The sequence below is a fragment of the Chryseobacterium ginsenosidimutans genome (assembly GCF_039536845.1).
Taxonomy (GTDB): domain Bacteria; phylum Bacteroidota; class Bacteroidia; order Flavobacteriales; family Weeksellaceae; genus Chryseobacterium; species Chryseobacterium ginsenosidimutans_B.
The window spans coordinates 1-20697 of the sequence record NZ_BAAAZJ010000008.1 but is presented as its reverse complement, the minus strand read 5'-3'; the positions used below and the strand labels follow the sequence as shown (position 1 = coordinate 20697).

The following is a 20697-nucleotide window of genomic DNA, read 5'->3' as shown; positions in this document are numbered from 1 at the left end:
ACAATTTTTTCGAATAAAAAATGGTCGTAAACCGCCTTAAATCTTAATTTTATTTTAATATTTTTTTTGTAGATTTTTTTCTACAACCAACAAAACCCTAAGTAAATCATCAACTTACATTCAAAATTCAGTAAATTTTATTCCTATTTATTTTAAAAGAACCCTATCATGAAACAAAACAAAATGCCGTATTGAATATACATCAATACGGCAATATTTATTTTTTCCGGAAACTTGTACTAAGCCTCACTTTTTAAGATTGATTTTAAAAGATAATTCACCTCATCAACATTTATCACTTTATCTTTCCTCATCATAAGGTGATTCCCGTCTTTTCCTGTTTTCTCCTTCAATTGAGCTTCTGCAGGGTTTTTCGTCAAGTAATTAATAATGTTTCTGAACTTATTGGTCTGATAAAATTTGTCTTGAGGATTAGTCGGGAAGTATCCTAAAAACACTCCGTTTTTCATGACAATTTTTTCAAAACCAATGTCGGAAGCCAGCCATTTTAAGCTTACACTTTTCAATAAATTGATCGCTTCTTTCGGTAATTCCCCAAAACGGTCTATTAACTCAGACTCAAATTTCAACAAATTCTCTTCATTATTGATCTCAGCTAATTTTTGATAGAGTAATAACCTTTCTTCCGTATTCGAAATATACCAATCAGGAAGCATCAGTTCTAAATCTGTATCAATATTGACATCTTTGGTTGTTTTGAAAAGCTTGTTTCTGTCTTCTTCATTTTCGAACAGGTTTTCAAACTCTACATCGTCTTTCAATTCTTCGAGAGCTTCCTGCATTAATTTTTGGTAGGTTTCAAAGCCCATTTCATTGATAAAACCACTTTGTTCTGCACCCAGCAAATCTCCAGCCCCACGAATTTCCAGATCTTTCATCGCAATCTGGAAACCACTTCCCAAATCGGAAAACTGTTCAATTGCTTCCAGACGTTTTCTCGCATCGGAGGTCATCATATCATAAGGCGGCGTAATCAGATAACAAAATGCTTTCCTGTTGCTTCGTCCGACACGACCTCTCATCTGGTGAAGATCTGCCATTCCGAATTTTTGAGCATCATTAATAAAGATCGTATTGGCATTCGGAACATCCACTCCACTTTCTACAATAGTTGTGGAAACCAAAACGTCATATTTTCCTTCCATAAAATCGAGAACGTTCTTTTCCAATTGCTTTCCTTCCATCTGCCCGTGACCGGTAATCACTCTTGCATCAGGAACCAATCTCTGGATTAATCCTGCAATATCTTTAAGGTTTTCAATTCTGTTATTGATAAAATAAACCTGCCCGTCACGCTGAAGTTCATAAGAAACAGCGTCACGAAGAATTTCTTCACTAAAGCCTATCAATTGTGTATCTACAGGCTGTCTGTTTGGTGGCGGCGTTTTAATAACCGACAAATCTCTTGCAGCCATTAAAGAAAACTGCAATGTTCTCGGAATTGGTGTCGCTGTCAAAGTCAATGTATCAACATTACTTTTCAGTGTTTTTAATTTATCTTTTACAGAAACACCAAACTTATGTTCTTCATCAATAATCAACAGTCCTAAATCCTTAAACTTAACAGAACTGCTTGCCAATTGATGCGTTCCTATTATAATATCGACTTTTCCGTTTTTTAAAGCATCTAATGTTTCAGATTTTTGTTTTGCTGTTCTGAAACGATTGACGTACGCGACATTTACCGGAAAATCCTTCAATCTCTCTTTAAAACTTCTGTAATGCTGAAAAGCCAGAATGGTAGTCGGAACTAAAATCGCAACTTGTTTTCCATCCGTTGCTGCCTTGAATGCCGCACGAATTGCAACTTCCGTTTTGCCGAAACCTACATCTCCGCAAATCAGTCGATCCATCACAGTATCGGCTTCCATATCATTTTTAACATCAATTGTCGCTTTTTCCTGATCCGGAGTATCTTCGTAAAGGAAACTCGCTTCCAATTCATTTTGCAGATAAGAATCGGGAGTATAGGCAAATCCTTTCGCTGTTTTCCTTTCGGCGTATAATCTTATTAAATCGAATGCAATCTGCTTTACTTTCGCTTTTGTTTTCTGTTTTAAAGATTTCCAGGTTGGTGAGCCCAATTTACTTAGAACAACTTCCTTTCCATCCGGACCGTTGTATTTTGAGATTTTATGAAGCGAATGAATACTTACATATAATAGGTCTCCGTTTTTATAAGTCAGTTTAAAACATTCCTGAATTTTCCCGTCATTATTTACTTTCACCAACCCCATGAATTTTCCGATTCCGTGGTCGATGTGAGCGATATAGTCTCCTATTTTCAGAGACATTAAATCTTTCAACGTCAACTGTTCAGATTTTGCAAAGGTATTTTTTGCTTTATATCTTTGGTAACGGTCAAAAATCTGATGATCGGTATAGACTAAAATTTTATGATCATTATCTACAAAACCTTCATGAAGCTCAGATTTAAAACTTTTAAAAGGCAGTTGATGCTCAAGTTCTTCAAAAATTGATTCTAATCTTTCTTTTTGCTTTTCAGTAGAAAAAGAAATCCATGTATCGAAACCTTCATTTTGCCTATCTTCAAGATCTTCAATTAATAATTCAAAGTTTTTATGGAAAGTAGGCTGTGAAATCTGGTTGATTTTCATTTCTGTCAATTCGATCAGTCCTTCAATGGAAACACTTCCAAAATCAACTGTTTTGAATTTTTTATAATCGAATAAAAATTCCTGATCAGAAATAAATAATTCCTGCGGCGATCTGTGCGCAATGTCTTTGCTTAAAGTTTCATATTTTTCCAATGACTTTTCATAGAACGATTTCAGCCTCTGCATTCCGACGATTCCGTTTTTAGAAACTACAAAACTTTCTTTTGGCAACAACTGAAGCAACGAAACCCTGATTCCTGTGACAGAAAAATTCATATTGGAAACCAATTGAAAATCGGTCACTTTATCTATTGAGAGCTGAGTTTCGATATCAAAAGTTTTAATACTTTCAATCTCGTTACCGAAAAATGTGATCCGATAAGGTTTTTCATTAGAAAATGAAAAAACATCAACAATTCCTCCTCTCACAGAAAATTCTCCCGGCTCGGAAACGAAATCTGCCTGCTGGAAATTATAATGATTTAATAATTCATCCACAAAATCAAAATCAAGCTGATCTCCTACTTTAATATGATGTGAAATTGCCTTAAAATCTTCTTTCTTCAACACCTTTTCCGACAAAGCCCCTGAATAAGCTACAATCACTTTCGGAGATTTGCTGGAAGTAATTTTATTGATGACCTCTGTTCTTAAAACTAAGTTTGCATTCTGCGTTTTTTCAATCTGATAGGGCTCCAGATGTGTCGCAGGAAAATACAGAACTTTGTCTTTACCTAAAAGATCTTCCATTTCGGTATTGGCATACAACGCATCTTCTTTATCATCAACCAGATAAAGGATATGTTTTTTCTGCGTGAGAAAAAGCTCAGCTACAAAAATTGAGACCGAAGATCCGGCACTTCCTTTTACAGAAATATGTTGATTATTTTCCAATTGAGTAAAAATCTCCTTTCCAAATTCTTTTTGAAGCAAATCCGGAAGGAACTTCTCGTTAATGGTTTTTAACTGCATAAATAGTAAATATATAAACGACAAAAGCGATTTCGGGAGTTCCCGAAATCGTTTGATTTACACAAAGGTAAGGATTATTTTTTCTTTTAAAGGAACATTACGAAGTATTCAAAACTTAAAATAATCGTTAAAAACCTTATTAATCTTAATATTTACTAAAAATTCTAATTTAAAGTTAAAACAATTCTCATTTTCTCTAGTGGCATAATGTTTGAAAATTTTACAGTACACCAAACCATTAAAGAAATAATATTATGAAAAAAGTAACTAAAATTTTAGGATTGTTCCTGCTGGTATTTTTTGTGGTCACGTCATTTTCATCTTGCAGCCGTGATGATGATCCCACCAATAACGACTTTTTCGCAGGAACTTACAAAGGCAGCATTTCTTACCACGACAGTGATAATGACATAAACGCGAATGATGGAAGTGTATTTGTAACCAAAATTGCGAGTGGGACTAAGTACAACTTCGCCTTTTCAAACGGAATTCCTGATCTGAACGGAATAGAATTTAATCAGCAGGGCGATCATACTTTGGTAATGGTAGGATCAACAGCTACATCCTACATAAGAATTGACAACAATGAGTTGAAAATTTTATTCATCAAAGATGGCAAAACGTGGACAGCTAATTGTACTCGTTAACCAACTTTTCATACATATGTTAGGATCTGTTTTCTCATTTTGGGAAAGCAGATTTTTTATTTCCATATTATTTATAAATACATTTAATCTTTTTTTAAGCTGTGATAAACTTTAGTTAAGTTTCTAAAAGTGAGGTTTTCAGTCTGATTTTTGTATAACTTTGACTCAAGAAAACAAACAAAATCATCTTTTTATGAAAAAATTATTATCAGCAATGTCAATAGTATTAGGACTAGGACTTGCAACAGCTCAACAAACCGCTCCGGCAACTACAGCTGCCCCTCATCCAACTGCAAAAACAGTAAAAGCTGCAAAACCCGCTCCTACTGCGACAACAGCAAAGCCAGCATCTACAGCTGCTCCTGCTGCAAAAATGAAGAAGGACGGAACACCTGACAAAAGATATAAAGAAAACAAAAAATTAAAAAAAGACGGTACTCCAGACAAAAGGTACAAAGCAAATAAATAAACTCAACATATAGTTGTTATTTTCATAATCAAATTTCGAAGAACCGATGTACACTCATTCATCGGTTTTTTTTATGTGCATATTTGATGAAAATGATAGCAGATTCTTTAGTTATTTATAAATTTGAAGCATGTTAAACTTCCTAAAGAAAAATGCGGCGTTGGTTTGGGCAAAAAAAAATGTTCAAAAAGCTGAAGAATTTAAGAAAAATGCAGAGAAAAATCAAGAAGACTTGCTATTATCTCTTGTTGAAACAGCCCAAAAAACTCTTTTTGGAAGAGAACATGATTTTGAAAATATTAAATCTACAAAAGATTTTCAGGAAAGAGTAAAAATCGCCGATTACGAAGACCTGAAACCTTATATAGAAAGAGTAAAAAAAGGTCAGGCGAATATTCTCTGGACAGAAACCCCGGAATATTTTGCAAAAACTTCAGGAACGACTTCGGGTTCAAAATATATTCCTATTTCTAAAGAAGGAATGCCTTTTCAGATCAAAGGAGCTCAGAGTGCCCTTTTCCATTATATTGCTAAGAAAAACAATGCCGATTTTGTAAAAGGAAAAATGATCTTTTTGCAGGGAAGCCCCGAATTGGAAGAAGTTTTCGGAATAAAAACCGGTCGTCTTTCCGGAATTGTTGCGCACCATATTCCAAAATATTTACAGAAAAACAGACTTCCGAGTTGGGAAACCAATATTATGGAAGATTGGGAAGCAAAAGTTGATAAAATTGTTGAGGAAACCGAGAAGGAAAACATGACTTTAATTTCGGGAATTCCACCTTGGTTAATTATGTATTTTGAAAAACTAATTGAAAAACACGGTAAAAAAATCAAGCAACTTTTCCCAAATCTTCAATTGATTGTTACAGGCGGTGTGAATTACGAACCTTACCGCGATAAAATGGAAGAATTATTGGGCGGAAAAGTGGATATCGTACAAACATTTCCTGCTTCGGAAGGTTTTTTTGCGTTTCAGGATGATTATACAAAAGAAGGATTATTACTTTTAACCGATCATGGGATTTTCTATGAATTTATTCCTTTGGAAGAATATGGAAAACCTGAAGCGAGAAGACTAACTTTAAAAGAGGTTGAGCTTAATAAAGATTATGCTTTAATTTTAACTACAAATTCGGGACTTTGGGCGTATTCGATTGGTGATGTTGTGAGGTTTATTGATAAAAACCCGCACAGAATTATGGTAAGCGGAAGAACAAAGCATTTCACCTCGGCTTTTGGCGAACATGTGATTGCTTTTGAAGTGGAAGAAGCCATGAAAGCAACTTTAGAAAAATATCCTGCACAAATTACTGAGTTTCATTTAGCACCACAGGTTAATCCGAGCGAAGGACTTCCTTACCATGAGTGGTTTATCGAATTTGAAAAAGAACCTGAAAATTTAGATTCATTTAAAAATGAGCTTGATGATCAGTTGAGAAAACGCAATACTTATTATGATGATCTGATTTCGGGAAACATTCTGCAAAAACTTCATATTGCCAATTTAAAGAAAAACGCTTTCCAGGAATATGCCAAATCTCAGGGAAAATTAGGCGGTCAAAACAAAACTCCACGACTTGGTAATGACAGAAAAGTTGCAGATTTATTGGAAATTTATAAACTTTAAACACATTTTTTCAATTCCGGAAACGTATATTCGAAAAAAATTATAAATTTGGAAAACTAAAAAATAATAATGAAAGCATCTGTACTTCTAAAATCATCTTTACTGACGTCGTTATTTGTAATTTCATCTTGTGCAACTACAAAATACACAGAGGATACTGCAAAAAATGACTATTCTAATCTTGAAGCAGGAAAAATATATTCTGTAACGATGAAAGATGGTTCAAAAAAACAAAAAATGTTATTCCGTAATGTTGATGGCGATAATCTAATCGGTACAGCCGGAAAAAAAGACAGTACAGTCGTGACAATACCAAAAGCTAATGTAGCTGCTGTAAAAGATGTAAGAAAAGCAAGAATTACTGCAGGCGCTGTTGTAATTGGTGCTGCAGGTGTTGCCGCATTGGTTCTAAGCTCTACAAGAGCTGACAACTAAATAGATTTTATCTTTTAGTCTTCATTTAATTTATCATTCAAAAAAATATGATATGAATAGCCTTAAATCAATATTTGAGGCTATTTTTGTCGGATGATTTCTTTTACCCCGTTACAGACATTGCAAAATGTCGAATTCAGAAACCTTCTTACGGGAAGATTTTTTATCGTTTTAGCTTTCAGGATGCTCGCTACTTTATTGGGATGGTGGGTGTATCAATTAACAAAAGATCCTTTTTCAATCGGATTGATCGGGCTTTCGGAAGTCATTCCGGCGGTGAGCTGTGCTTTGTATGCCGGTCACGTAATTGATATGAACGAAAAGAAAAAATTACTATTAATCTGCAATTACGCTTACATTTTTTTAATCGGATTACTGCTAATCCCTGCTTTTCTTAACGTAGAATTGCATTTTACGGGACATCAGATTACTTACTTCATTTACGGAGTAATTTTCTTTACAGGAATTGCGAGAGCTTTTATCGGACCGATTGTTCCGTCAATGATCCCTAAAATCGTAAAAAAAGATAATCTTCCGAATGCTGTTACTTTAAATCAGGCAACATTTCTTATCTCATCCGTTTGCGGACATGCAATCGGTGGCTTTCTGATCGGCTATTTTGGAGTAAAATGGACTTTGGTTGTAATTATTTCATTGATATTTGTTGCCTCTTTATTCTTTTTCCAATTAAAAAAACAATATTCTGAATACAAAAAAGAGAATGTTAACGTTATAGATAGTATGCGTGAAGGAATTTCCTACATTTTTAAGACAAAAGAAATTTTGGGTGCGCTGTGTTTGGATATGTTTGCTGTCCTTTTCGGAGGTGCGGTTGCGATGATTCCGGTTTACGCAACTGATATTCTGAAAGTAGGTGCAGAAGGTTTCGGATTATTGAATGCCGCATCTGATATCGGATCGATGTGTATCATTACAATTTTATCAATAATTCCGTTGAAAAAGAATCAAGGTAAGATTTTGCTTGTCGTGGTCACAGGATTTGGTCTTTGTATTATCGGTTTCGGATTATCAAATTGGTACTGGCTTTCATTCATGTTCCTTGTATTAAGCGGAATGCTGGATGGGATTTCTGTAGTAATCAGAGGAACGATTGTTCAGCTGAAAACTCCGGATCATATAAGAGGACGGGTTTTAAGTGTAAACTCAATCTTCATTATGTCGAGTAACGAAATGGGACAATTTGAAAGCGGACTCTCGGCAAAATTACTCGGAGTTGTACGATCCGTCATCTTTGGCGGAACGATGACTGTACTTGTTGCACTGGTTGTTGGAAGTACAAATCCGAAATTAAGAAAAATGCAATATTAAAACAATATACACGTTTTTATTAAATTAATCTTAAAAACTTTAAATTAAGATTAATAATTTTTTATATTTGTGATATAAAATTTCCCCTACATGAAAAAAACTTTACTAATTTGGTTTTCCGTATTAGGTTTTTGCATCAATGCACAAAACCTTACAGAAAAAGATTTCCAACAGTCTGTCTCACAAGTAAATACAGCTAAAACAGATAATGATTACGACAACGTTTTCAAAAAGTTTTCTGCGTACACTGGAACAAAGCCGTCTGATAAATGGCAGGCTTATTATTACGCTGCTGTTTCAATGTATTTAAAAACAGAATCTCAATCAAAGAAAACGGTACATCAGGACCTTTCAGAATCTAATGCTGTTGCACGAAAATTCGCAAATGCAGCATATTCTCAGCAAAATAATGCTGAAACTAATATTTTGTTAGGACTGATATATCTTCAGAAAATCGAGGTAGATAAATCTAAAGATGTTCAAATAGATCTGGAATTTGTTTTAAAATTGATTGCAAAAGCTGAAGCAACTTCACCGAGCAATCCGAGATTAGCGATTTTAAAAGCTAAAATGCAGGAAAGATCCGGAAATAAAGAAAATGCTGTGAAGTTATTTCAGCAGGCATTATCCGGGTTTGAGAATAACAATTCTTCGAACGGCTCTACTCTAAATTGGGGCAGACAATTAATTCAATCTAGTAAATAATTTTAGGATTAAAACATCTAAAAATCGATTTAAAATGAAAAAAACTCTATATATTTTTTTGATTCTCATTTCGCAGATGATTTTCGCTCAATCTTCTACTTGCCCATCACCATCTGATTGTGGACTAAATGTAACTCAAGTTTGCGGAAGCACTCCAATTTCTTTTACGCCACAGGGATACGGATGTACTCAGGAAGCTTTGGGAGGCTGTCTTGGCAACGAACATTATTCTGTATGGTACACATTTTCTATCGCTACCTCTGGTACATTAACTTTTAATATCAGCCCTAATAACCCTACAAATGACTATGACTGGGCTGTTTATGGCCCCAATGTTAGTTGCGCAACTTTAGGAACACCCATTAGATGTAATTATTCAGCTACATCAGGTAATACAGGACTAAACATGACATCACCCGCTACTTCACAGGGCGCAGGAGGTTCTCCATTCTGTTCTTATATGGATGTTGTAGCCGGACAGACCTATTATCTTATTGTTGATAATTTCACTTCTGTTGCAAGTGGTTTCGTGTTATCATGGGGAGGGACTGCTACTTTAGTATCTCCATTTAACAGTGCTTTCCAACCCTATCCTTTTATGGAGCCAGGAAATCCCGGACCAACACCAAGTTCTCCCAGAGAGGTTATTGTATGTTCAAATCCGGCTGTTTTTGATTTCACAACTTTATCTGCAGGAATTATAAATAACAACCCGAACTTTGTAGTATCTTATTATACTACTTCAAATGATGCGATTACAGGTAACAACCCAATAACATCTCCAATAACGGTCAATACAACAAGTACATATTATTACGCAATTACTTACTCTGTTCCGGGCGCTCCAGCTGGTGCTATTAACAGGTGTAGAATTCCGGGTAATTTTAAGTTTGTTCAGCGTGCTATTACAGCTAGTGATGTAACTCTAACGATGTGTAATAACAATAATATGGGTACTGCCATATTTAATCTGACTACCGCTAATGTAATTGCAGATCCTACGGTAACTAAGAAGTATTATCCAACGATGGCTGATCTTAATGCTGGTACCAATGAGATCACGAATCCTTATCAATATGTTTCTGCCGGTGGTTCTGTTTTTGTTTTGGTAACTTCGCCATACGGATGTACAGACGTAGCAGAAATTACTTTAAGCTTCTTTCCTGTAGTAGTGGTAACAGAGGCTACATTAAGATCTTGTTTCATTGAGACAAATCCGGCTACAGCTTCATTCGATCTCACCTTAGCTACAGTAACGACACAGACAGGAACTAAGACTTATTATCCTTCTATGACTGATGCTGTTGCAGGAACTAATGAAATATTAAATCCAACTACTTACATCTCTCCAAACGGAGTGGTTTTCATTAAAGTAACTAATGGAAACGGGTGTTACGGAGTTGCAAAAGTAAATCTTATTGTTCTGCCACCAGTATACTCTAATATATTGGAAGATAAGATTATCTGTATGGAAGACACTACAACATTAGATGCAGGTCCCGGATTTACAGCTTATAAGTGGAGCACAGGGGCAACAACCCAAACAATTAGCAATGTAACAGTTGGAACTTATTGGGTAGATCTTAAAACAGGAAATTGTACAACAAGACAAACTGTAAAAGTTTATCCTTCTGAGCAACCTGTTATTTCCAGCATTGACATTGCAAACAATACAGTTACTGTAAATGTTGTTGGAGGAACTCCTCCTTATAAGTTCTCAATTGACGGTATCAACTGGCAGGATTCTAATGTTTTCACAAACATACCAAGAGGTGACAATACTGTCTATGTAAAAGATGATTATGATTGCGATCCTCTTACGGTGACGGTAGTAGTTCCTAATTTGGTTAACGTAATCACTCCAAACGGAGATGGCGTGAACGATATAATCGACTATTCGGCATTGGCAGGCAAACAAAACCTGGTATTAAGTATTTTCGACAGATACGGAGTAAAAGTTGGTCAGGCTGACAAATTCAGCGGATTCAAATGGGACGGAACTACAGGTGGTAAAAAAGTGCCTACCGGAACATACTGGTATTCTGTAGAATGGAACGAAAACGATAAGAAAAATACACCATTCAAATTCTCAGGATGGGTAATGGTAAAAAATAGAGAATAAACACCAAATATTTAAAGAAAAACCGCTCGAAAAAAGCGGTTTTTTTCACATAATAAAGTCTAATATATTTTTAAAATCATTTCTAATGAAGAAATTATTACTATTGACTGTTTTATTTCTGTCGCAAATGTTTTTTTCACAGTCTGATTGTGCTACGGCAATCCCCGTATGTGGAAACTCAAACATTTCATATGACCCGACAGGTCCCGGAACAGTAGTAGACATCCCTTATCCGGCTCCGGATTGGCTTTGTCTTAAAGGAGGAGAACATTACTCCGTTTGGTACACTTTCACTGTAGCAACTTCAGGTACATTAACTTTTGAAATTACTCCAAATGTTAATCTTAGCTTACCTTCAACAAGTCCAGGAAACTCTGCAGATTATGACTGGGCGGTTTGGGGACCGAGTCCTACTTGTGGAAATTTAGGAACACCTGTTACATGTAATTTTGCTGGGATGACAGGGACGTGGCCAAATCCTACAGGATTATCAGCCAACCCGCCAAATGCTCCCAATGCAGGTTATAATGCTCCTATGAATGTAACAGCCGGTGAAACTTATGTTTTATTAGTAGACAACTATAGCCATAATACATTAGGTTTTTCTTTAACATGGGGAGGAACCGCATCTTTAACATCAGCATTTACTGACCCGACATTGACACCTCATCCATTCATTCCTCCCGGATCACCTGCAGCAAACCCTGCCGATCCAAATGAAATTTTAAAGTGTTCTTTACCAACAATGTTTGATTTCAGTACGTTATCTACCGGAATTATTAATGGTAATCCAAATTTTACAGTATCATATCATTTAACGAGTAATGATGCCATTACAGGAAATGCTCCTATTACAACTCCGATAATGGTTAATGGAACAACTATTTATTATTATCGATTAAAATATACAGATCCTGCCAACCCAACCAACCCTATTAATGGCTGTTTCCAGGTTGGAAAATTCAAATTTAAAACAGGAAATATCACCGCATCGGACGCAACTCTTACTGCTTGTAACAACAATGGGGCAGGAACTGCGACATTCAATCTTACATCGGCAGCCGTCTACTTAGGAACTAATATTACCAAAAAATATTATCCTACAATGGCAGATTTGCTGGCTGGAACCAACGAGATTACCAATCCTTCAGCTTATGTATCCGGTGAGAAAAAAGTATATGTAAGAGTAACAACCTCAGACGGATGTTCTGATGATGCTGAAATTACTTTAACATTCTTCCCTGTTGTTGTAGTAACAGAAGCTACTCTTGAATCTTGTTATATTGAAACTGCAATAACAACAGCTTCATTCGACCTTACAACTGCGACAGTGAATTCTCAAGGCGGAATGACTAAAAAATATTACAAAACTCAGGCTGATGCTTTAGCAGCAGTCAATGAGATTTCACCTGCAAATACCTATATTTCAGCAACGGGTACTGTTTATGCAAGAGTAACCAGTGAAAATGGTTGTTTTGCCATTGCAAAAATTAACTTGAAAGTTTTGCCTCCGGTAAAATCTAATGTTCTGAAAGATAAAATCATCTGTATGGAAGACACGACGGTTTTAGACGCAGGACCAGGATTTGACGGTTACGAATGGAGCACAGGAGCAACAACTCAATCTATCTCAAATGTAGGAGCAGGTATTTACTGGGTGAAGCTTAAAACCGGAAAATGTTTTACTTTACAGGAGGTACACGTTAACGCGTCTGCACAACCGGTAATTACTAACATTGAAATCACTAATGATTCTTTCACGGTAACTGTAAATGGAGGAAAAGCACCTTACAAATATTCTTTAGACGGAATTACTTGGCAAGATTCTAATGTATTTACCGGTCTTCCGAGAGGAGAAAATAAAGTTTTTGTAAAAGATGCCTATGACTGTAACCCTATTGAAGTTCAGGTAACTGTTCCAAATCTTCTGAATGCAATTACACCAAACGGAGATAATAAAAATGACTTTATTGATTATTCAGCATTGGCTTATAAGAAAAATCTTGTATTTACGGTTTACGACAGATACGGAAATATGTTATATCAGGCTGATAAAATCAGAAACTTCACATGGGACGGAACCTCAGGTGGTAAGAAAATCAAAACAGGAACTTACTGGTACACCATCTCATGGAATGAAAATGACAAAAACAATACCCAGACAAAATACAGCGGTTGGATATTGGTAAAAAATATAGAATAATTAAAAAACTATTAATTATCAAATACTTAAAATCACCTCAAAATTTGAGGTGATTTTTTTATGCCTGTATAAAGAGCTTTATGAGTTTTGGGAGTAAAATGTTAGTAATTTTTTTTTCAAATAAACTATCTTTGCATCATTATGGCGCAGAAAGAAACATTATCTTCTTTGACGAACGGAAACTTTGCGAAAGAGCTCTCTATTGCTGATGGAAAAATGCCTCCAAATGCACTTGATTTTGAGAGACTGGTTATTGGTACATTCTTAATTGATAAAAAAGGTCTCGATCATTCCATCGATTTATTAACGCCTGAAGTTTTCTACGATCCGAGACATCAGGTAATTTTTACTGCTATTTTAAAATTATACGAAGGCAACCAGCCTGTCGATTTAATGACCATTATTCAGGCTCTGAAAAAGGAAGATAAACTTAATCAGGCAGGTGGAGATCATTATATTATTGATTTAACAATGGGAGTAAGTTCATCTGCTCATATTGAATATCATGTTCGTGTTATTTTAGAAAAATATATTTTAAGAAGTTTAATCAATGTTTCTGCCAATGTAATTGATGCTTCCTATAAAGAATCAACAGACGTTTTCGAACTTTTAGATAAAGCCGAACAATCATTTTTTGAGATCACAAACGGAACAATCAAAAAAGGATTCGATACCGCAAATTCATTAGTAAAGCAGGCAATTGAAACCATTAAATCTCTGAAAGATAAAGAAGGACTTTCCGGAGTACCTTCAGGATTCCGTGATGTGGATAAAGAAACCGGAGGATGGCAAAATTCTGACCTTATCATTATTGCAGCACGTCCGGCGATGGGAAAAACGGCATTTTTGCTTTCAATGGCAAGAAATATTGCAGTGGGTCACAAAATTCCGATGGCTTTATTCTCTCTGGAGATGGCTTCGGTACAGCTGATCACAAGGATGATTGCTTCTGAAACAAGAATTTCATCAGAAAAATTAAGAAAAGGAACTTTGGATGATGATGAATGGCAAAGACTGTTCTCCAACGTATCAGAATTGGAAAATGCTCCTTTATATATTGACGAAACCCCTTCCCTTTCTATTTTCGACTTCCGTGCAAAATGCCGAAGACTGGTAATGCAGCATGGCGTAAGACTAATCATGGTCGATTATCTCCAATTAATGACAGCCGGTGGTGGCGGAAAAGGAGGTGGAAACCGTGAACAGGAAATTTCCATGATTTCCCGTTCATTAAAAGCAATAGCAAAAGAACTGAATGTTCCGGTAATTGCACTTTCCCAGCTTTCGCGTAGTGTGGAAACCCGTCCAGGAAAAAGACCTCAGCTTTCTGACTTGAGGGAATCCGGAGCAATTGAGCAGGATGCGGATATCGTATCTTTCATCTTCAGACCGGAATATTATAAAATTACAGTTTGGGATAACGATGAAGAAGGACAGGAAACTACAACGGAAAACCAAGCAGAATTAATTATTGCCAAACACAGAAACGGTGCAACTGCCGATGTGAGATTATCTTTCTTAAAACATTTTGCAAAATTCGCAGATATTGAAGCTGCATTAAACGGAGGAATGGATGGATATCCTTCCAATTTCGGAAAACCTGAGCAAAGTGGTTTTGATAAAATTAAAACTACCATTCAACCGGGTGCAGCATTTGATCTTCCAGACAGCTCGAAACTTTCAGGATCTTCCATGAATGATTTTGATGATGAGGATGATTTTCCTTTTTAATTTAAGGTTAAAATTTAATTTTAAATAGAAATTTGAAAATAGAAATATACACCGACGGCGCTTGCAGCGGAAATCCCGGAAAAGGCGGATACGGAATTCTCATGCGTGTTCCTGAAAAAAGCTACCAGAAAACTTTCTCCAAAGGTTTCAGAAAAACCACCAACAACAGAATGGAACTTCTGGCCGTCATCACTGCATTGGAAAAACTGAAATCTCCCGATAACGACATTCATATTTATACTGACAGCAAATATGTTGCGGATGCTATTAACCAAAACTGGCTTGCCGGCTGGATCAAAAGAGGTTGGAAAAATGTGAAGAATCCTGATCTTTGGCAAAAATTCGTGGTATTATACAATTTACACAAACCTAAAATGCACTGGATCAAGGGCCACGCAGGACATTTTGAGAATGAGCTCTGTGACAAACTAGCCGTAACTGCCGCTGCATCAGACAGTTTAGAAATAGATACTTATTTCGAAAATCTTGAAAACAATTCTCTTTTTTAATTTATATTTGAACTAAATTCAGATTAAAAGTTTTCAGTATTTCATCTTTTAGCTTATCATTTATTACAAAATAACTAGCAATTTTAGCAAAATTAACATTGAATACGCATTTATTGATTGGGATTTAATATCTTTGACACGTCTAATTTTAAGTGTACCAATAAATGAATAAAAAAAACTACCTTTTTTGGTTTGTAGGTATTTTGCTGTTTTTTTCACAACATCTTACTTCTCAAACTTACCAACTTACAGGAACCCCAATAACTACCACAGGATGGACAATGGTTTCTCCCACCATAGTAGGAGCTGGTGGAGACTTCATTCAGCTAACTCCGGACACCAACAACCAATCCGGATCCATCAGATTAAATGACCCGATTAACTTAAAATACTGTGATAAATGGAAGGTGGAATTCGATTTCAGAATGGATTCCAACCAAACTGCCAACGGAGACGGTATTGCCTTTTGGTATCTTCAAAATCCACCGGTAGCAAGTGTATTAGGTTCAGGTCTTGGTGTTTCTCAGAATGCAATCGGTCTCGTTGTAGGATTTGACACTTACAACAATACGACTACAGCCGTAATGAGCAAAGTACATGTCGGTTATGGGCAAATTGCCAATACAACCGATACCAACAATGTAGAGTTTTTCAATACTGCAGGGAGTTCTTTCCACTCACCGGATATGAATACAACCCTTCCTTTTCAGGGAACAACTTACAAACACGTTGAAGTTACATCACAAGTCGTTCCAGGTACTCAAAACTGGATGATAAAAATTACAATTGATGGTAATCAAATCTGTAATCAGGCTTTTGCACCATCTGGTGCTGCAGCCGGAATGACTGTGGGATATTTTGGCTTTTCAGCTTCTACGGGAGGAAACAGATCAAGACATTCTATTAAAAATGTAAAAGTTTATATAGATAAAGTTGCCTTAAATCAAACTACCGTAACAGATACTTTCTGCCCGAATCCTAATACAGGACAAGGAACAGTAAACTTAACAAGTTATCAGAACCAATTCGTAACGACTCCTGCAAACTATACATTCTCGTACAGTGTTGCCGGAACTCCGATTGCGAATCCTACCAGCTATCAGTTTAGTGCAAACACGACAGTTTCTGTTTTAATTAAAGATAATGCAGGTGTTCTCTGTGATAACCCGGATGGAAAAATACAATTGAATCTTTCCCCGTTTACTGCAACTCCCGCAACGCTTACAGAATGCAATAATAATAATGCAGGAATAGCAACTTTCAACCTGAGTCTTGCTAATGTAGGCGAACCGCCGGGTTCTGTGAAAAAGTATTATAAAACTTTAGCAGACCTTAATGCAGGAACTAATGAGATTGTTAATTTTGCGACTTACATTTCAGCACCGACAACGGTATATGTAAAAATAACCACTCCACTTGGATGTCAGGGTTCTGCCCCGATTACATTAACATTCTTCCCTGCAATCGTGTCGAATGACGCAACAATAGAGTCTTGCTTTATAGAAAGTGCTCCTACAACAGCTTCATTTGACTTGACGCAGGCCAATGTAACCTCAGCACCGGGTATCACCAAAATATACTATAAAACTCTGGCTGATGCTTTAGCAGGAACTAATCCGATTGGAAATCCGACTGCTTATATTACAACATCATCAACTGTTTATGTAAGAATAACAAATGTTGCCACTTGTTTTATCATTGTTAAAATAAATCTGAAAGTTTTACCGCCGATTTATTCTTCTGTTTTAAAAGATAAAACGATCTGTATCGATGCCAAAACTACTCTTGATGCAGGACCGGGATTTGACACCTATCTATGGAGCACAGGAGCTACAACGCAGTCGATTCAGAATATTTCTCCTGGCCTTTACTGGGTACAATTGAAATCCGGAAGATGTACAACAATGCAGCTTGTAAAAGTAAATGCTGCACCTCAACCTGTAATTTCAAGTATTGATATCACAAATAACACAATTACAGTAAACGTAGCCGGAGGAAAAGCTCCTTTCCAATACTCTTTAGATGGAGTAAATTGGCAAGATTCGAATGTTTTCACGGGACTTGCAAGAGGAGAAGTTGTGGTGTATGTAAAAGATTCTTATAACTGTACACCAGTTCATGTACAGATCACAGTTCCTAATCTTATCAACGCAATTACTCCAAACGGAGATAATGTGAATGATGTGATCGACTATACAGCTTTGGCGTACAAGAAAAATCTGGTTTTCACAATCTATGACAGATATGGAAACAAATTGTACGAAGCCAACAAGCTAAGAAATTACAAATGGGACGGAACAGCAGGAGGCAAAAAAGTAGTGACAGGAACTTACTGGTACACCATCACATGGAATGAAAACGACAAAAACAACACTCAGACAACTTACAACGGCTGGGTATTGGTGAAAAATTTCGAATAATTTACACAAAAAGATCACTTCTATTAAGGAGTGGTCTTTTTTTATTTCTTTTATAAAAGGATTCAATCGATTACCCAAAGAAAATTTATTGCATCCAATTTTTGATTTATAGACAAAGTAGCATTCAGTTATAAACAAAAATTAAAAATCAAAATATTAATAAACTTAACCAGCTCGTTTAAATGAAAAAATTACTCCTTTATTTCTCTATCATTTTCATTTTTCTTACAGGAAAACTCTCTGGACAAACCTACCAGCTTACAGGAACTCCTGTAAACACCACAGGATGGGATCTTGTCTCCAATGCCTCTGTAAGTGGAGATTTTATACAACTTACCCAAGATGTCGGAAGCCAATTCGGGGTTGTAAAATTAGCAACACCGATTAATCTTAAATATTGTGACAAATGGAAAGTGGAATTCGATTTCAGAATCGACGGAAACGGAACTACACAATATGGAAGAGGTGACGGTTTCACATTCTGGTATTTAAGCAATCCGCCGACAGGATTTACCGGCGGTGGGGGTCTCGGAATTCCTTCAGGTGCCAATGGATTGATGGTCGGTTTCGATATCTTCAACAACAGTACTGAAGGGCAGATGAGTAAAATCCATGTTTTATACGGAACAAACAATTTACCTGTAGGAAATAACAATATTGAATACAATACTACGGCAGGAAGTACTTTCCACACTGCCGATCTGAATCCAACACAGCCATTCGTAGGAGCAAATTACAAGCATGTAATCGTAAACGGTGAGATGGATCCTGTTAATACAAATATATGGCATATTAAAATTCAATTGGACGGAGTACTACTTGTAGATCAAGCATTTACCGCTTCCGGAGGCGCAGTCGGGATGACTACCGGATATTTCGGATTCTCTGCCGCAACAGGTGGAGCAAGCGCAAGACACTCTATTAAAAATGCTAAAATTTATATTGATAAAGTTCCAATTTTAACAAACACAGTTACTCCTTTTGTCTGCGTAAATCCTGCTACAGGAAACGGAACAGTAGATTTAACATCTTTCCAAAACCAGTTTGTAACAAATCCGGCGAACTACGTTTTTACATATTTAGGACCTGGAGGAACTCCGATTACAAACCCTACAAATTATCAATATTCAACCGGGACTACTAATGTTACAGTGATTGTAAAAGACCCGTCATCTACACTTTGTGACAACGGAGACGGAAAAATTGTATTGACGCCCACTCCTTTTGCAGCAAACGATGTCACCCTAACCGGCTGTAATAACAACAATGCAGGAGGAGCGATATTTGATCTTACTGCAGCAGCATTATCTTCAGTTCCAGGTAGCACATCGGTATTCTATAATACAATGTTTGATCTTAATAATCATATTAATCCGATTACAAATCCTTCTGCTTATCTTTCTCCGGCAGCAACAATTTTTGCTCAGGTCACAACTCCGTTAGGCTGTACAGATGTCGCGCAAATTACATTGTCTTTATTTCCGGTTGTCGAAGTACAGGAAGCTACTTTAAGATCTTGTTCGATTGAAACAAAACCCTCAACAGGACTGTTCAATCTTACGACAGCTACAGTAACAACGCAGGCAGGAACTAAACAATATTATCCTTCTTTAGCCGATGCGCAAAATGGGACTAATGAAATTCTGACACCCATTACTTACACATCTCCAAATGGAGTTATATTTATTAAAGTGATTAATGGAAATGGATGTTACGCCATTGCTAAAGTGAATTTGATTGTAATTCCACCAGTATTTTCAAATATTCTGGAAGACAAAATAATCTGTATGGAAGACACTACAACTTTGGATGCAGGTCCCGGATTTACAGCTTACAAATGGAGCACAGGAGCAACAACTCAAACAATTAGTAATGTAACAGTTGGAACCTATTGGGTAGATCTTAAAACAGGAGATTGTACTGTAAGACAAACTGTAAAAGTTTACCCTTCTGAACAGCCTGTTATTACAACTGTTGATATTTCAAGCACAACTGTTACAGTGTATGTAAATGGAGGAACTTCACCTTATAAATATTCAATGGATGGAATCCAATGGCAGGATTCTAATGTATTCACGAATGTTCCGAGAGGTGACAACCACATTTTCGTAAAAGATGCTTACGATTGCGACCCGATCGACATTACAATAGTAGTTCCGAACTTAATTAACGTAATTACGCCAAATGGTGACGGAATTAATGATGCTATTGATTATTCAGCTCTTGCAGGCAAGCAAAATCTTGTATTTAATATATTCGACAGATATGGCGCAAAAATTCATCAGGCAGACAAATCAGCCAGATACAAATGGGACGGAACAGTAGGCGGACGAAAAGTTCCTACAGGAAGTTACTGGTATTCTGTTTCATGGAATGAAAATGACAAGAAAAACACACCAATTAAATATTCCGGTTGGATTCTTGTGAAAAACAGAGATTAATAATAACCATTCTTTATAAAGAAAGATCACTTCAAGTTTTTGGAGTGATCTTTTTTATTTAATTAAGAGAAATAATTTATGGTTTAAAATCAACAATTTGTCCGGATACCACTTCATTAAACATTTTTATAAACATCCAAACCATAATTAGTAAATCAACAATTAAATCACGTAAATAACATTACATAAAACAACATAAATTAATTATATTTACATACTCTTAAACTAATAAACTTTCACCTATGAAAAAAAACTACCCCTTTCTGTTTTTCATTATTTTACTCTCTCTTTCGACCAGACTTTGCTCACAAACCTATCAGCTTACAGGAGTTCCTGTAAACACTACCGGGTGGACTATGGTTGCTCCCACAGTGGTGGGAACAGGTGGAGATTTCATTCAGCTTACTCCGGATGTTAACGATAATTCCGGATCGATTCGTCTGAA

General features: G+C 36.2%; 14 protein-coding genes. 13 read left to right on the top strand and 1 reads right to left on the bottom strand.

The window, feature by feature from the left end; genetic code table 11:
* Window positions 1–239: 239 nt before the first annotated feature.
* Window positions 240–3611: a transcription-repair coupling factor gene (gene mfd / locus ABD745_RS08385; protein WP_344828015.1), complete on the bottom strand. Its 3372-nt coding sequence runs from the start codon at window positions 3609–3611 to the stop codon at window positions 240–242.
* Window positions 3612–3865: 254 nt separating this feature from the next.
* On the opposite strand from mfd, the gene ABD745_RS08380 reads away from it, so the two are divergent.
* The 13 genes from ABD745_RS08380 to ABD745_RS08320 form a co-directional block, all read left to right on the top strand.
* Window positions 3866–4258, top strand: a complete 393-nt coding sequence (locus tag ABD745_RS08380) for a hypothetical protein (RefSeq protein WP_344828012.1) — start codon at window positions 3866–3868, stop codon at window positions 4256–4258.
* 193 nt (window positions 4259–4451) lie between these two features.
* Window positions 4452–4727: a hypothetical protein gene (locus ABD745_RS08375; protein WP_047401139.1), complete on the top strand. Its 276-nt coding sequence runs from the start codon at window positions 4452–4454 to the stop codon at window positions 4725–4727.
* A 130-nt stretch (window positions 4728–4857) separates the two neighbouring features.
* On the top strand, window positions 4858–6357 hold the full coding sequence (locus ABD745_RS08370) for a GH3 auxin-responsive promoter family protein (protein WP_344828010.1): 1500 nt from the start codon (window positions 4858–4860) through the stop codon (window positions 6355–6357).
* 69 nt (window positions 6358–6426) lie between these two features.
* Window positions 6427–6792: a hypothetical protein gene (locus ABD745_RS08365; RefSeq protein WP_047401137.1), complete on the top strand. Its 366-nt coding sequence runs from the start codon at window positions 6427–6429 to the stop codon at window positions 6790–6792.
* Window positions 6793–6885: 93 nt separating this feature from the next.
* Entirely contained in the window at window positions 6886–8121 is a 1236-nt protein-coding gene (locus tag ABD745_RS08360) for an MFS transporter (RefSeq protein ID WP_344828003.1), read from the top strand.
* Between the two features lie 90 nt (window positions 8122–8211).
* A complete protein-coding gene (locus ABD745_RS08355; RefSeq protein ID WP_344828000.1) occupies window positions 8212–8826 on the top strand; it encodes a tetratricopeptide repeat protein in 615 nt (204 codons plus the stop codon).
* A gap of 34 nt (window positions 8827–8860) precedes the next feature.
* Window positions 8861–10948 carry a T9SS type B sorting domain-containing protein gene (locus tag ABD745_RS08350; protein WP_344827998.1) on the top strand — a complete coding sequence of 696 codons (2088 nt, stop codon included), beginning with the start codon at window positions 8861–8863 and terminating at the stop codon, window positions 10946–10948.
* An 85-nt stretch (window positions 10949–11033) separates the two neighbouring features.
* The gene (locus ABD745_RS08345; protein ID WP_344827995.1) at window positions 11034–13151 is read left to right on the top strand and encodes a T9SS type B sorting domain-containing protein; all 2118 of its coding nucleotides are present in this window, start codon (window positions 11034–11036) and stop codon (window positions 13149–13151) included.
* Window positions 13152–13292: 141 nt separating this feature from the next.
* The gene (dnaB, locus tag ABD745_RS08340) at window positions 13293–14882 is read left to right on the top strand and encodes a replicative DNA helicase (RefSeq protein WP_047401127.1); all 1590 of its coding nucleotides are present in this window, start codon (window positions 13293–13295) and stop codon (window positions 14880–14882) included.
* 32 nt (window positions 14883–14914) lie between these two features.
* Entirely contained in the window at window positions 14915–15391 is a 477-nt protein-coding gene (gene rnhA / locus ABD745_RS08335) for a ribonuclease HI (protein WP_344827991.1), read from the top strand.
* A gap of 164 nt (window positions 15392–15555) precedes the next feature.
* Complete coding sequence (locus ABD745_RS08330) at window positions 15556–17811, top strand: T9SS type B sorting domain-containing protein (RefSeq protein ID WP_344827988.1); 2256 nt, start codon at window positions 15556–15558, stop codon at window positions 17809–17811.
* A 182-nt stretch (window positions 17812–17993) separates the two neighbouring features.
* Window positions 17994–20252, top strand: coding sequence for a T9SS type B sorting domain-containing protein (locus ABD745_RS08325; RefSeq protein WP_344827985.1), 2259 nt, complete (start codon window positions 17994–17996; stop codon window positions 20250–20252).
* A gap of 242 nt (window positions 20253–20494) precedes the next feature.
* On the top strand, window positions 20495–20697 hold a 203-nt coding region (locus ABD745_RS08320; protein WP_344827983.1), incomplete at its 3' end, for a hypothetical protein.